A 13,247-nucleotide genomic window follows, 5' to 3' on the forward strand; every position below is an offset into this window, starting at 1 on the left:
GGTGTGCCATGGCACCGACTTAGCAGGCGCAAGCAACTTAGGCTAGAATGCAATTCCACACGACACTCACGCTTATGCTCATACCGACGAGCGCTTGCGCGCTTACTTGGGCGCAGAATTAAGAGTGCCGTAACACTGACCCTGGCAGGAACTGGGGTTAAACTATGAACGCAACACCCAGAGCACGGACTTAACCACACAATGGCATTAATCAATACCTATCGCAGTTACCCACAACTCAGCCTTTGCAGCCTGCTACTGATCGCACTCGGCGCTTTTGGCGCTTGGGCATATATCAACAACAGCGAACACAACCAGCGCGAGCAAATCGGCCACTACGGGCAAGTGCTCGCCAACAGCGCGGCGCGCCAAGCAGTGAACGCGACCCTGCAGCAAGATCTGGTCAGCCTGCAGGCGATCCTATTGGAAGTCGGCCAATACCCCAATGTGATTGGTGCGACCATCCACAATGTAGAAAATAAATTGTTGGTGCAGAGCGGTTTTAAACCGAATCAGGAAATTACCGGGCGCCGCTACAGTTTTTCTGCGCCTATCGCGCTGCACAATAATGTCGCGGGTTATTTGGAGGTCACGCTCGATGTTCCGCTTCACTCCGAGCGCGACTATCGCTTTTTTATGCTGTGGATGGCGGCGATATTTTGCTCCCTGCTGGTGATTTGGTGGTCGATCCAGCGCCAGTGGTGGTCGCAGTTAAAAGATAAGTTGCCAACCGCGGGTGAGATAGTCACTGCCGTGGTAGAAAAAATGCCGACCATTGAAGATGTGCCCGAGCCCGAGCCGGAATTGCCCAAACAAGTGTCGGTCCGGTTGAGTTTAGATATCGTGAATATGAGCAAACTCTACCAACAATTAAACAGCGAAAGTTTTGCCAATGTGTTGCGCCGTTTTGAAAAACAATTGCAGGGCGTGTTGAATTTATACAGCGGTGAACGGCAAATGTTATCGGGCGAAACTTTGATTATCGATTTCACCGGCGAAGCGTTTTACGAATGCAGCTTTCGCGCCGTCTGCGCTGCACAATTGTTAAATAGCCTGACCAGCCAAAGCCCCAGCCCGCGTTTGCATTTAGCAGCGGCGGTACATGAATTATCGGCACCGGTGAGTTCGAATAAATCGCTGCTGAAAGATTTTGTGGTGCAACACAACAATCATTTAAAACCCGATAAAGGCGAAATTTTAATTAGCCAACGTTTGATAGACCACGAGCTGCAGGCGCATTTGGATATAGTGAGCGATAGCGGCAAGCTAGTGGGATTAAAAGCTCCTTACGCGGCCCTACTGGCAAAACAAGAAGAACAATTGGTGGGTGCAACGACGACCTAATCGCGTGCGATGCGGATTGCAGTGTTCTATCCAGGACTCGCCGTAAACCCATCCATGGGGGCTCATCTGCGACATCCCTGTCGCAGACGGTCCTGGATAGAACACCGCAATCCACCGACAAGATTTCCGCAATATCGCACAAACCCGCTGTCACACACCTGCAACAATTCCATCACATAACCGTCACGCAGCCGTCATAACCTTGCAGCATCGCCCATCGCAAAGTTGTGACTACTATGCTCAATATCGAACAGTCCATCAGCACTAAATTCCCCGGTTTTACCCAACAGTCGCCCATGGTGCGCAACTCCACGCTCAGTATTTTGCGCAAGCTGACCCATGAAAAAGAAATTAATGCCTTTTTGCGCGAGCATGAAGGCAATCGCGGCATTGATTTTATCGACCGGATTTTTGAGTACTTCAATTTTAGTTACAGTATCTCCCAGCGCGAGCGCAACAATATCCCCGCACAAGGGCGCGTGATTATTATCGCCAATCACCCGATTGGTTCGCTCGATGGGTTAGCACTGCTGCGTTTAGTCAGCGAAGTGCGCAAGGATGTGAAAATTATCGCCAACGATATGCTGATGGCATTTGAGCCGCTGCACGATTTACTGCTGCCGCTGGATAATATGACCCGCGCCGCTTACAAACAGAGTTACAAAAATATTTTGCAGGCGCTCAATAACGAAGAGGCAATTATTATTTTTCCGGCGGGTGAAGTATCCCGCGCTAGCCCCACGGGGATTAAAGATGGAAAATGGCAAGCGGGCTTTTTGCACTTTGCGCGCAAAACCAAATCACCTCTGTTACCCATTTTTGTCTCCGCCAAAAACTCCATGCTGTTTTACAGCGCCTCAATGATTTTTAAACCGCTGGCGACTGCCCTGCTCGCCCATGAAATGTTTAACAAGCGCTCGGCAGAAATAAAATTCCGCGTGGGTGAAGTGATTCCCCACCACGCACTGGAATCCGATCAGCTCGCCGACAAAGCCCTAATCAAACGCCTGAAAAAACACGTTTACAAAATCGGCAAAGGTATTTCCTCTAAGAAAAAAAGCGCGCCGGTATTTGTCACCGAAAAAACCATCGCCCACCCAGAAGATCGCGCCGCACTGAAAAAAGAATTTAAAACCGCACAATTAATTGGCAGCACCCGCGACAACCACAAAATATTTCTGTGCGATTACGATCAACACCCCGTAGTGCTGCGCGAAATTGGCCGCTTGCGCGAGCAGACGTTTCGCTTGGTGGGCGAAGGTACCGGCAGCAGACGCGATCTGGACAAGTACGATCACTACTACCGCCACCTGGTATTGTGGGATGAAGAAAAACTCTGCATAGCAGGTGCCTATCGTTTAGGTGAAGCGCACAAGTTGATGAAGAAAAAAGGCGCAAAATCACTCTACACCGCTGAACTGTTTGAATTTAATCCATCGCTTACACCCTACCTCGAACAAGGTTTGGAATTAGGCCGCAGTTTTGTCCACCCGGATTACTGGGGCAAAGCCAGTTTGGATTATCTATGGCAGGGTTTGGGCGCTTATTTATCGCACCACCCACAAGTGCGTTTTGTCTTTGGCCCAGTGAGCATGAGCGCGCATTATCCCAAAGCATTGCGGGATCTATTGGTGTTCTATTACGAGCGCTACTACTCAGTCAAAAATGCCAACGATGAAAATCTCGCCGAGGGCAATCACCCTCACGAGATTGAAGAAGATGTGTTGATCGATTTGCAACATCGCTTTGCAAAATTAAACAGTGAACAAGGCTTTGAATTGCTGCAGGAAGAATTCAAAAAGCACGACTGTAAAATTCCTGTGTTGTTTAAACAATACGCCAGCCTCTACGAAGAAGGCGGCTACCATTTGCTCGCGTTCAGTGTGGACTCGGAATTCGGCAATTGTGTAGATGGTTTATTTATGGGCGATTTAACCTGCATGAAAGCCGCAAAACGCGCGCGTTATTTGTCAGCGCCGGTTAAATTGGAGCCTGCAACAATGCCAAAATCATTGGCTTGAAACCAATAACGAACATCGTTTTCGTTAGAGAAATCAGGCAAATAATTATTGGGAATGACCAGCAGACGCTTGGACGAAGAACCCTCGAGAGGAAAAGCGTCTCTGGTATGCTCATGCTGTTTCATATAGGCAAGCAACTCACCATCATCGATCATTTTTTCCAACCCTTCCTGCAGCCATTGCGCCAAGGCTTTATTATCTTTATGTACAAAAAAATAAGCGGCAAATGGGTAGTGCAATATTAATGGTTTATACACCATAAGTGCTGGGTAACTCGCCACGCGCTTGGCCATCTCCACTTGCGCTTCATGAAAGCCGCGCGGAAAATAGTCGCAGCGGCCAGCTACCACTTGTTTAAATAAACTTTCATAATTAATGCTGGTAACCAAGGGCAATTTAGCGTCACGAAAAATTCCCACATCCACCCAATGCGCATCTTGACAGGCGGTTAAGTGCGATAAATCGGCCAGCGTCTTCACTGCGTCAAAATCTGCAGCACTATCTTTACGAATAATAAATTGTCGATAACCTACCAAGCCTCGCTCTAGCGGGATGGGTACAACCAATAAATCGCGCGCTCGCGCCTTACTGCCACCCAGCCAAAAAATATCAATAGTACGATTAAGCCTCAGCTCATGGACACGGCGCTCAGTAGACATGGGAATGGTCGCTAAAACTTGAGGGACCACACGCCCCTTCGCGGCTTTCCGCAGGGCTTTTTCCATCAATCCGGTGAAGTACGAGTATGCAGTATCATCTGCAGAGCGAGCCTGGGGAACACGTATCGTGGGTACTTCTTGTGCATAGGGCACAACCGGGGCAAACATTAACAACAGACTACAAATAGGTACAACCCAACACTTCATAAACTATCACCTGAATAAGCAGCAATTCTGGAACGAGCTATTTCAACCCTATTGTTATTATCAGCAAATGTCCAACAATCTATCCTGCCTAGAGACCTGAATTAAAAAAACCTGTGCAGCATAGTAGAGTTGCAATCACCCCAAAAGTATAGGTTAATCCGCTTCATTACCCTGAAACCTTTAGCCAGCGCTTTTATCCCGCGCGTCACTTTAAAAATATCGAGTTTTCTATGCATATTCATATTCTCGGCATCTGCGGCACCTTTATGGGTAGCCTCGCCCAACTCGCCAAACAACTCGGCCACCGCGTCACCGGCAGCGATGCCAACGTGTATCCGCCCATGAGCACCCAGCTTGAGCAAGCGGGCATCGAATTAATTCAGGGCTTTGACCCAGCACATTTACAAGCACCGCATATGCAAACCCCGCCAGATTTAGTGATCATCGGCAATGCGATGAGCCGCGGTAATCCGAGCGTGGAATATGTGCTCGACCAGGGCATCCCCTATACCTCCGGCCCGCAGTGGCTGCGCGATCATGTCTTGCAAGGCAAATGGGTTTTAGCGGTTGCGGGCACTCACGGCAAAACCACAACCTCGTCGATGCTGGCGTGGATTTTGGAATACGCGGGCATGGAACCGGGTTATTTGATTGGCGGAGTAACCAAAAATTTTCCCACCTCTGCCCGCTTGGGCGGCACACCATTTTTTGTAGTGGAAGCCGATGAATATGACAGCGCCTTTTTTGACAAGCGCTCCAAATTTGTTCACTACAATGCGCGCACGGTGATTTTAAATAATCTCGAATTTGATCACGCCGATATCTTCCCCGACCTCGCCGCAATCCAAAAACAATTTCATCATTTGGTGCGCACTGTTCCCAACAACGGCGTATTAATTTCACCCGTAAATGACAAAGCCATGGCCGAAGTTATCCAACAAGGCTGCTGGACACCACAACAACAATTTGCGGTGATTAATACTGAAAACCCCACGCACGAAAACACTGCGGAGTGGCAAGCCAAGTTATTAGCTGCCGATGGTTCATCATTTGCGGTATTACATAACGGCGTAGAAGTTGCGCAAGTGAATTGGGCGCAAACTGGCATTCACAGTGTCAACAATGGCCTGGCAGCGATTATCGCCGCACGCCATGTTGGTGTAACACCCGAGCACGGCGCAAAAGCGCTGGAGCAATTTGCCGGGGTAAAGCGCCGCATGGAATTATTGGCCGATGTACATAGCGTAAAAGTCTACGACGACTTCGCCCACCACCCCACCGCCATCAAAACCACCCTCGCCGGTTTACGCGCAAAAGTCGGCAGCGAAAAAATTATCGCCATCATCGAACCCCGCTCCAACACCATGCGCATGGGCGTACACAAAAACGCCCTCAACCAAAGCGTCACCGATGCCGACGACGTTCTCTGGTATCAACCCGCCAATGTCGATTGGGCAATGGATGAAGTCGTCAATAAATCCCCCGTCCCCGCAAAACTCCTGCGCGATTTGGATGAATTAATTCACTGCGCAATTTCATTGAGCGAAACCAATACGCATATTGTGATTATGAGTAATGGTGGGTTTGGTGGGGTGCATCAGAGGTTGATTGAGCAATTAAAGAAGCATGCTCTCTAATTAAATTACAACCGTAGGGTGGGTGGAGCGTGAGCGATACCCGCCGTATCCCACCACAAAACATACCAAATCTTATCCACATTAATCATTAAAGATTAATAAAAAAATAAAACACAGGAAGTTACCGCACATATCCGAGAAGATGAAAAAAAGTTATTGACCTACCCCTCCAGCAAGACGAATACTAATTTCAAATTAATATTCATCACGCAACCTTTTTGGAGGTTTGTAATGCCAAAAACAAATCACAATTTAATTATTAACTCATTAAGTAAAGGAGCAATACGAAAACTTAACATGAATATTTCTTATTCAATCAGAGATTCCCAAATAAAGAAAATTGGTTTGCAGGTAGATGGCTATCCAGGTGCATCACAAACCGATTTTTTTGTGATCACACAAATTCTTTTGAAGGAATTTCCTGAATTTAACTTGTCAATCCTAGAACCTCAATATATCCCTCTGTACGACCTATCTAAGAAGAAAATAAGTAATACTGATATAGCTAAAAAATATGAAATATCGAACATTACATATAACATAGGCGGTGTTGAATGCACTATTCAAACATGAGCAATAGCACCACGGAAGAACCAACCTTCAATAACGAAGAGCTGCGCGCAAAAGTAAAATTAGCCGACCCAATGGTCAGAGAATATATTTTGGCTCTTCAGAAAGAAAACGTTCGAATACAAAAGCTTCGCGCCACGGAAGATGCAAAAAACAAATCAGAGAAAAACAGCTTGAAAGAAGTAATAGCAATCCGTGAAAGTGAATTAAAAGAACGCCCAGTAATTACTGTTGTTATTGACAGTAGATAGCAAATCAATCATCTAAAGTCTTTTGATGATTGATATTATGCCAAAAGAAATTATTGACTTAGCGATGCAGGGTCAGCGTATTGGCAATTATGTGGTTGGTGATTGCAAAACCAAGTTTAGCTAATCTCTGGTGAATATGTTGATGGGTTTTAAAGATAGATTTCCACAAAATAGGGCGCAGCAAGCAGCGCCCCTACGGGTGCAATGTTATTTGTAGGGGCGCCGCTTGCTGCGCCCTTATCATTAAAACCACCCTTTCCCTTCAAATCATCGCCATCCCCCTATATCATTAACGCTTCTGCAAAATCTCGGTCAATACCCAAAAACAGTGCCAAAGAGCCTGTCTTATTACTTGTTTTCCATTTTTAGAGAGAGCTTTTGCCATGAAAATTGCATTAATGAACGAATTCAGCCAAGCCGGTAAAAACGCGATTGTGTTGCAGCAACTACAAGAAGTCGCTGCTGAGCAAAAACACAGTGTATTTAACGTGGGCATGAGTGATGACAATGACCACACCCTGACTTACATTCACTTGGGTGTTATGGCCAGCCTGCTACTCAACTCCAAAGCCGTGGATTTTGTAGTGAGCGGTTGCGGTACTGGCCAAGGGGCGATGATGTCGCTCAACGCGCACCCGGGCGTATTCTGCGGTTACTGCATTGAGCCGACCGACGCCTACTTGTTTGCACAAGTGAACAATGGCAACGCATTGGCACTGCCATTTGCTAAAGGTTTTGGTTGGGGTGCTGAATTAAATATTCGCACCATTTTTGAAAAAGCGTTTACCGGTGTACGCGGCCAAGGTTATCCCGCTGAGCGCCGTGAATCGCAAGTGCGCAATGCAGGCATTCTTACCAATGTAAAAATCGCAACTGCAAAAAATTATTTAGATGGATTGCGCACAATTGATCCAGAGATTGTAAAAACTGCGGTAACTGGCGAACGCTTTCAAGCGTGTTTCTTTGAACATTGCCAAGACGACAGCATCCGTGCATTTGTTAAAGACGTATTAGGTAAATAAATTTCTACCAACCCTAATGCCGACCAGTTAAGCAGTATATATTCACTAAAACGTCATCCCCGCTTGCGGGGATCCATAGGTTTTAAGATCTAAAACTGGACTCCCGCTTGCGGGAGTGACGACGAGTGACTTACCGCAACCCTGTTTGGTTTCACGCCCCATTTCAAAAGGGCTAGAAAGATTTAAAAAAACCAGGGGATTAACTTTTGCTGTTATCTGAACAGGAGCGCACCAAATGACTCAATTAAAACCAAGCTCAGTCACTCTCGCTATTACCGGCGCTTCCGGTGCGCAATACGGGCTGCGGTTATTGCAGTGTTTATTAGCGGCGGATTGCAAAGTATTTTTGATGATCTCTAGCGCTGCCGAAGTGGTTATTCGCACTGAAACCGATTTAGATTTGCCGCGCGATTTAGAAGAGCAGCAAGCGATGCTGTGCGAACTTTACGGAGCAGACGAAGAACAACTGCAATTACTCGCCAAAGACGATTGGTTTGCCGCAGTCGCATCGGGCTCCAGTTCACCCAGCTCGATGGTAATTTGCCCTGCAAGCGGCGGCACGCTGTCTGCCATCGCCCACGGTGCCAGTAATAATTTAATCGAGCGCGCAGCCGATGTTGCGTTAAAAGAGCGCCGCAAATTAATTGTTGTGCCGCGCGAAACACCCTACTCCGAAATCCATCTGGAAAATATGCTCAAGCTCACCCAAATGGGTGTAGTGGTATTACCCGCAAGCCCCGGCTTTTATATGCAGCCACAAACCGTTGAAGAGTTGATCGATTTTATTGTCGCACGCATTTTGGATCAGCTGGGCGTACCGCAAGATTTAATGCCGCGCTGGGGTGAAGATTAATAAGATGATTAATTTACCAAAAACAGTTCGCATAGTAGAAGTTGGCCCGCGCGATGGTTTGCAAAACGAAAAGCAACCTATTCCAACTGCAGCTAAAATCCAACTAATTGAAAATCTCGTCGATGCCGGATTGACCTACATCGAAGCGGGCAGTTTTGTGAATCCCAAATGGGTGCCGCAAATGGCCGATAGCGGCGAAGTATTTTCTGGCATCACTCGCACACCCGGTGTTACCTACGCCGCACTCACACCTAACCTGCAAGGTTATGAACGCGCCATCGCCGTAAATGCCAATGAAGTGGCAATTTTTGCGGCAGCCTCTGAAGCCTTTAGCCAAAAAAATATCAACTGCTCTATTAGCGAAAGTATTCAACGTTTTGAAAGTTTGATTGATACAGCGAAGACTCAAAATATTCCTGTACGCGGTTATATTTCCTGCGTAGTCGGCTGTCCCTATTCCGGCGCGGTAGATGCCAATACAGTAGCCAGTATCGCCAAAGAATTACTCGCTATGGGCTGCTACGAAATTTCACTCGGCGATACTATCGGCGTTGGCACCGCAGGCCATGTTAAAAAATTAATTGAAACTGTCGCACGCGATGTGCCCATTGAAAAAATTGCCGCTCATATGCACGACACCTATGGTCAGGCACTTGCGAATATTTATGCTGCATTGGAAATGGGTGTGAGCGTAATCGATTCATCCGTCGCAGGTTTAGGCGGCTGCCCTTACGCCGCAGGCGCAACCGGCAATGTCGCTACTGAAGATTTAGTCTATTTATTAAATGGTTTGGGTATTGAGCATGGAGTGAATTTAGAAAAATTAATTCATGCGGGCAACACCATCAGCGCCGTTTTAAATAAACCCAGCAATTCAAAAGTCGCAAGGGCGATGAGTAAATAATACCCCCTCCAAACCTCCCCCTTATCAGGGGGGAGGAGCTACTAATTCCCTCCCTTTTTAAGCGGGGCGCGCAGTTGGGAGGGTTAGGGTGTGGTTAACAATCTGAGGTCAATATGAACAACGAAATCGAACAAGAAATCAATTTACAAACCGCACAAATCCACTGGCACGAACTGCAGCGTTTTTTCGCCAGCGGCAATGCAATCGCCGTTGATCCCAGTTTGGATTTAACCCACGTAGCCACACAAATCGTCGCCGACAACGCCCACCTAATTAAAGCATGGATGGATACCGGCTTGGTTGATGCAGTAAAAGATACCCAAGCCCAACAATGGTATGAAGACGATACACTTGTGTGGGCAGTAGTGATAAAACCCTGGGTGTTGGTGCAGGCCATTACTGAAAAAGAAAACTAAGCCTCCTAATATTCACCAAACTAAAAACCCAACTAACAATTTCTTACCTGATCGCTTCTCAAGGAAACCATTATGAATCTCACCGCTAGCGGCGTTGCATTGCGCTTTTTGTTCGCACTTTTATTGGTACTGCTCAGCTATAACCCCAGCGGTTACTCTTACTTTCACTGGGTACATGACAGTTTTAACCACATCACCCCCTATTTGGTCATTGCAGGAATTGTGTTGATTATCGGCTGGGGGATTTATATTAAAGCCACACTAAATTCACTTGGTTTTATCGGCATAATCGCGCTGGCTGCACTTTTTGGCTGCCTTGTGTGGCTATTTATTTACTGGGGATTTTTAAGCGTTAGCGATATTTCTGCCATGGCTTGGGTGATTGAGGTTTTGCTCGCCGCTATGCTTGCTGTGGGTATGTGCTGGTCGCACTTTGTTCGCCGCATGAGCGGACAAGTGGACGTAGATGAAATCGAAGATAATTAATTTAGCCGCGGGATTAACAAGCACTTTATTAATCCCGCATTGCCAATTATCCTGACTTATTGCGCGAGTGAACGATACTCGTTGCGCAACTCGCGCCACAATTCAAGCGCAACCACCAGCGCCACGGTAAGCACAAGGCTATAGACCAGCATCACATAGGCAAACGGCACAGTGTTATTCCATGGCCGCGCAATGCCGAGATAACAGGCGTACAACCAGGATACCAATGAGACTACTGCAGTTATCACCACCAGCAATTGCCCCTTACCACTTGCCCCCACAAATCCCTTAGGTGATGCCAACACCGGAAAGCTGTAGTAATGCAGGAACAAACCATTGAGCGTAAGTATGCTCACCACGGCAAATTTGGCCCAGAGTTTTTGATTCATCAAATAACCGGGAACATCTATATATCCAATCGTCACTATCGCCAACCCCGACACCCATAACACCACCAATGCAAGTGTTGCGAGATGAGTGTTACGTTGGAGATTCGCGATAGAGTCTGCATCCATTGGGCGCCCACGCCATTTGGCCAATGCAATATCTTGCAGCAGGATGACACCTATAGCGAGACAAGCAGCAATTAGATGGGTATAGACCAGAAGTGTTTTTAGCATTGTCAGGTTCCTCTATTGTTATTGTTGAACGGAACCATTATTAAATGAACCTTGCCCTTCTTTTTTGATTTAGCGCAAATACTTTCTTTAAATAATCCAGCAACAGAGAGAAAAAGCCGATTAGGGCACACAACAGGGGTAGCCGTTCATTAGGCTAACCCTGATTCTCGCGGCTATTTAATTTTATCGCTGACCTCCATCAGCTTTTTACGCATTGCGTCATCAACTTCATGAGGCTTAATGCGGCTAATAATATTGCGCAGCACCCGAATTTCATTTTGATCAATCACACCATCCTTCTCGGCAATCGCCAATATTTTACCTAGCTCATAGGCATCCAATTTTCCATCGTTGGAAAAACATTGAATCGATTGAAAAGACATCTCAAGATAATCACGTGCTTCGGTCATACATTACTCCTTGGTTTTACTAATAAAAAATCAATCCGGGGAAATTACTAAAAATTGTTTAATCAGATCTTTATTCGGCTGTTGATAAAGCCACGTTTTAAATTCATGCGCTTTAGTAAAGCTCTCTTCGCCTAGCAGTTTTTCATAGCGTTCATTAAGGGCTATTTCCTGCCGCTGCTTGCGAATATTGCGTTGCCATGCATCGGTAAATATTTTGGGAAGCTTGCCATGAAGATCCAGAGTTTTAAGCAGTTGCCATTCACCTTTATCCAACCATGCCTCATCACAAGCGCCACACAAATCCAACTTGTGGCTAGTGGAAGCACCAATTTGGTATTTGGTCATCAAACGACTGCATTTAGGACAGGAATGCACAGATTCCACTTCTGCTATTTCATCAGCATTGGCGGCAACATCTGTTGTGATGGTATGGCGATCAGCCCAAAAGCGGTAATTCATTAACGACAACAAGGCGCCCTGACATTGCGGACAAACAGCCGCAATCAAACCCGGCTCCAATTCATCAGGTTCTAGATGTTGCGTTTTGCATTGAGTACATTGCATTAATTTCTCCTTGGTTTCACATTCTTAACGATCAAATTGATTCCACAAACTTTCAAATTCAGCCAAATACGCCGCCACTAACGTTGACTCATCGGTCACCAGAATATTTTCCTGATTATAAACAGTTGCAGAGCGTGTCCAGTTGAAGCTGCCATTGACCAAAATACGTTTATCAACAATGGCAAACTTGTGGTGCATATGGTTTTCAGTATTATCCATACGCACTTCAATATCTTGATCAATCAGTTTAAAAATATCACTACCCTGATCATGAGCCTTGTCATTATCAGTAATCAGGCGCACTTGAATCCCACGTCTGTGGGCAGCAGTAATGGCATCACTTAAGCGATCATCGGAAATAGTAAAGACGCTGATATCGAGAGTTTCGCGCGCAGCGACTAATAAATCCAATAGCTGACGGCGACAATCTTCACCGGGACTAAAATGTGCTTCTGTAATAGATGCGGATTGGGTTTGGCGAAAATTGTCGATAACCTTGCTGATTTTTTCCAGCCAAAGCAAAGAGGCAACTGCATTGTCACCACCGAATCGCGCTGGCTCGCGGGCCAGCGCAAACGCTTTATTGCGCACGAAAGCAACATCATCATGCGCAAGCTTGGGTAATATCTCACGCAGCTCCAGCGCTTCTGACTGACTGAGTTTAAAATCTTCCAGTGTCGCCAGCAGCCAGCTTTCCAATTCAGGTTGACGCATAGTTGCAGCCTTAAAATTTATACTAGTTCCACTTACATTTTATTTTTATACAGTTTTGCCTGAAAAAAAGCACAAACTACACCGGCGATAGCACCAAATAAATGCGACTCAAAGGATATACGCGGATCATTCGGTAAAACACCAAACAACATACCGCCGTATAAAAACACCACCAATAGCGCGATGAGAATATTAATAAATTTCCGGTCATACCAGGCGGTAGCAATACACAGGCTCCAAAGCCCAAAGATCCAACCGCTTGCACCTATATGCAACGCACTGCGTGCAAACAACCAAACCAGCACGCCGGTAAGCGCAATAATAAAAATGCTGCTCCACAAATAGCGTTTTAATGAATGAACAAACAGTAAACCACTGAAAATAATTAAGCCAACCAAATTATTCAGCAAGTGGCCAAGATTGCCGTGCAAGAAAGGCGCAGCCAAAATACCCCACAAAGAATCCGGCTGCCGTGGATATATACCGTATTGATACAACATTCCATTGGTAGACAGATTAACAATATGCACCCCAACCATCAGGGCACATATCGCGATCAACCATTTTAT

The 13,247-nt window shown here is 46.3% G+C and carries 16 protein-coding genes; 10 read left to right on the plus strand and 6 right to left on the minus strand.

Annotation, left to right across the window (positions count from 1 at the left end):
• Positions 1-201: 201 nt before the first annotated feature.
• Positions 202-1,344, plus strand: coding sequence for a hypothetical protein (locus tag AC2CG4_RS04410; RefSeq protein WP_484485121.1), 1,143 nt, complete (start codon positions 202-204; stop codon positions 1,342-1,344).
• Positions 1,345-1,580: 236 nt separating this feature from the next.
• On the plus strand, positions 1,581-3,365 hold the full coding sequence (gene olsF / locus AC2CG4_RS04415) for a bifunctional ornithine lipid synthase OlsF (RefSeq protein ID WP_484485122.1): 1,785 nt from the start codon (positions 1,581-1,583) through the stop codon (positions 3,363-3,365).
• Here the strand turns inward: olsF and AC2CG4_RS04420 are convergent.
• A complete protein-coding gene (locus AC2CG4_RS04420) occupies positions 3,308-4,231 on the minus strand; it encodes a hypothetical protein (RefSeq protein WP_484485123.1) in 924 nt (307 codons plus the stop codon). The two genes, olsF and AC2CG4_RS04420, sit on opposite strands and share 58 nt — an antisense overlap.
• Before the next feature lie 230 nt (positions 4,232-4,461).
• On the opposite strand from AC2CG4_RS04420, the gene mpl reads away from it, so the two are divergent.
• The 8 genes from mpl to AC2CG4_RS04460 all read left to right on the plus strand — a co-directional run bounded on the left by mpl (position 4,462) and on the right by AC2CG4_RS04460 (position 10,370).
• Positions 4,462-5,868: a UDP-N-acetylmuramate:L-alanyl-gamma-D-glutamyl-meso-diaminopimelate ligase gene (gene mpl / locus AC2CG4_RS04425; RefSeq protein ID WP_484485124.1), complete on the plus strand. Its 1,407-nt coding sequence runs from the start codon at positions 4,462-4,464 to the stop codon at positions 5,866-5,868.
• Positions 5,869-6,099: 231 nt separating this feature from the next.
• The gene (locus tag AC2CG4_RS04430; RefSeq protein WP_484485125.1) at positions 6,100-6,441 is read left to right on the plus strand and encodes a hypothetical protein; all 342 of its coding nucleotides are present in this window, start codon (positions 6,100-6,102) and stop codon (positions 6,439-6,441) included.
• Positions 6,423-6,689, plus strand: a complete 267-nt coding sequence (locus tag AC2CG4_RS04435; RefSeq protein ID WP_484485126.1) for a hypothetical protein — start codon at positions 6,423-6,425, stop codon at positions 6,687-6,689. The genes AC2CG4_RS04430 and AC2CG4_RS04435 overlap by 19 nt, the downstream gene beginning before the upstream one ends.
• A 383-nt stretch (positions 6,690-7,072) precedes the next feature.
• Positions 7,073-7,711 carry an RpiB/LacA/LacB family sugar-phosphate isomerase gene (locus AC2CG4_RS04440; RefSeq protein WP_484485127.1) on the plus strand — a complete coding sequence of 213 codons (639 nt, stop codon included), beginning with the start codon at positions 7,073-7,075 and terminating at the stop codon, positions 7,709-7,711.
• A gap of 235 nt (positions 7,712-7,946) precedes the next feature.
• Positions 7,947-8,564, plus strand: coding sequence for a flavin prenyltransferase UbiX (locus AC2CG4_RS04445; RefSeq protein ID WP_484485128.1), 618 nt, complete (start codon positions 7,947-7,949; stop codon positions 8,562-8,564).
• Between the two features lie 7 nt (positions 8,565-8,571).
• Complete coding sequence (locus AC2CG4_RS04450; protein WP_484485308.1) at positions 8,572-9,468, plus strand: hydroxymethylglutaryl-CoA lyase; 897 nt, start codon at positions 8,572-8,574, stop codon at positions 9,466-9,468.
• 113 nt (positions 9,469-9,581) lie between these two features.
• Positions 9,582-9,884, plus strand: a complete 303-nt coding sequence (locus AC2CG4_RS04455) for a DUF2288 domain-containing protein (RefSeq protein ID WP_484485129.1) — start codon at positions 9,582-9,584, stop codon at positions 9,882-9,884.
• 72 nt (positions 9,885-9,956) lie between these two features.
• Positions 9,957-10,370 carry a DUF6524 family protein gene (locus tag AC2CG4_RS04460; RefSeq protein ID WP_484485130.1) on the plus strand — a complete coding sequence of 138 codons (414 nt, stop codon included), beginning with the start codon at positions 9,957-9,959 and terminating at the stop codon, positions 10,368-10,370.
• Positions 10,371-10,426: 56 nt separating this feature from the next.
• Here AC2CG4_RS04460 and AC2CG4_RS04465 read toward each other — a convergent pair whose 3' ends face one another.
• From AC2CG4_RS04465 to AC2CG4_RS04485, 5 genes are all read right to left on the minus strand, one after another.
• Positions 10,427-10,990, minus strand: a complete 564-nt coding sequence (locus tag AC2CG4_RS04465) for a DUF2214 domain-containing protein (protein ID WP_484485131.1) — start codon at positions 10,988-10,990, stop codon at positions 10,427-10,429.
• Between the two features lie 173 nt (positions 10,991-11,163).
• Entirely contained in the window at positions 11,164-11,400 is a 237-nt protein-coding gene (locus AC2CG4_RS04470; protein ID WP_484485132.1) for a hypothetical protein, read from the minus strand.
• Between the two features lie 30 nt (positions 11,401-11,430).
• A complete protein-coding gene (locus tag AC2CG4_RS04475; protein ID WP_484485133.1) occupies positions 11,431-11,964 on the minus strand; it encodes a TFIIB-type zinc ribbon-containing protein in 534 nt (177 codons plus the stop codon).
• 24 nt (positions 11,965-11,988) lie between these two features.
• Entirely contained in the window at positions 11,989-12,678 is a 690-nt protein-coding gene (locus AC2CG4_RS04480) for a phospholipase D-like domain-containing protein (protein ID WP_484485134.1), read from the minus strand.
• Positions 12,679-12,710: 32 nt separating this feature from the next.
• Entirely contained in the window at positions 12,711-13,217 is a 507-nt protein-coding gene (locus tag AC2CG4_RS04485) for a rhomboid family intramembrane serine protease (RefSeq protein ID WP_484485309.1), read from the minus strand.
• Positions 13,218-13,247 lie beyond the last annotated feature (30 nt).

This window comes from Cellvibrio sp. ATLC23, from assembly GCF_057196725.1.

What these genes read in the sequence shown, in the direction of transcription:
- olsF (WP_484485122.1), top strand. Translation starts at nt 1,581, where the DNA reads ATGCTCAATATCGAACAGTCCATCAGCACTAAATTCCCCGGTTTTACC.
- AC2CG4_RS04435 (WP_484485126.1), top strand. Translation starts at nt 6,423, where the DNA reads ATGCACTATTCAAACATGAGCAATAGCACCACGGAAGAACCAACCTTC.
- AC2CG4_RS04445 (WP_484485128.1), top strand. Translation starts at nt 7,947, where the DNA reads ATGACTCAATTAAAACCAAGCTCAGTCACTCTCGCTATTACCGGCGCT.
- AC2CG4_RS04470 (WP_484485132.1), bottom strand. Translation starts at nt 11,400, where the DNA reads ATGACCGAAGCACGTGATTATCTTGAGATGTCTTTTCAATCGATTCAA.
- AC2CG4_RS04460 (WP_484485130.1), top strand. Translation starts at nt 9,957, where the DNA reads ATGAATCTCACCGCTAGCGGCGTTGCATTGCGCTTTTTGTTCGCACTT.
- AC2CG4_RS04465 (WP_484485131.1), bottom strand. Translation starts at nt 10,990, where the DNA reads ATGCTAAAAACACTTCTGGTCTATACCCATCTAATTGCTGCTTGTCTC.
- AC2CG4_RS04440 (WP_484485127.1), top strand. Translation starts at nt 7,073, where the DNA reads ATGAAAATTGCATTAATGAACGAATTCAGCCAAGCCGGTAAAAACGCG.
- AC2CG4_RS04480 (WP_484485134.1), bottom strand. Translation starts at nt 12,678, where the DNA reads ATGCGTCAACCTGAATTGGAAAGCTGGCTGCTGGCGACACTGGAAGAT.
- AC2CG4_RS04430 (WP_484485125.1), top strand. Translation starts at nt 6,100, where the DNA reads ATGCCAAAAACAAATCACAATTTAATTATTAACTCATTAAGTAAAGGA.
- AC2CG4_RS04420 (WP_484485123.1), bottom strand. Translation starts at nt 4,231, where the DNA reads ATGAAGTGTTGGGTTGTACCTATTTGTAGTCTGTTGTTAATGTTTGCC.
- AC2CG4_RS04485 (WP_484485309.1), bottom strand. Translation starts at nt 13,217, where the DNA reads ATGGTTGGGGTGCATATTGTTAATCTGTCTACCAATGGAATGTTGTAT.
- AC2CG4_RS04475 (WP_484485133.1), bottom strand. Translation starts at nt 11,964, where the DNA reads ATGCAATGTACTCAATGCAAAACGCAACATCTAGAACCTGATGAATTG.
- AC2CG4_RS04410 (WP_484485121.1), top strand. Translation starts at nt 202, where the DNA reads ATGGCATTAATCAATACCTATCGCAGTTACCCACAACTCAGCCTTTGC.
- mpl (WP_484485124.1), top strand. Translation starts at nt 4,462, where the DNA reads ATGCATATTCATATTCTCGGCATCTGCGGCACCTTTATGGGTAGCCTC.
- AC2CG4_RS04455 (WP_484485129.1), top strand. Translation starts at nt 9,582, where the DNA reads ATGAACAACGAAATCGAACAAGAAATCAATTTACAAACCGCACAAATC.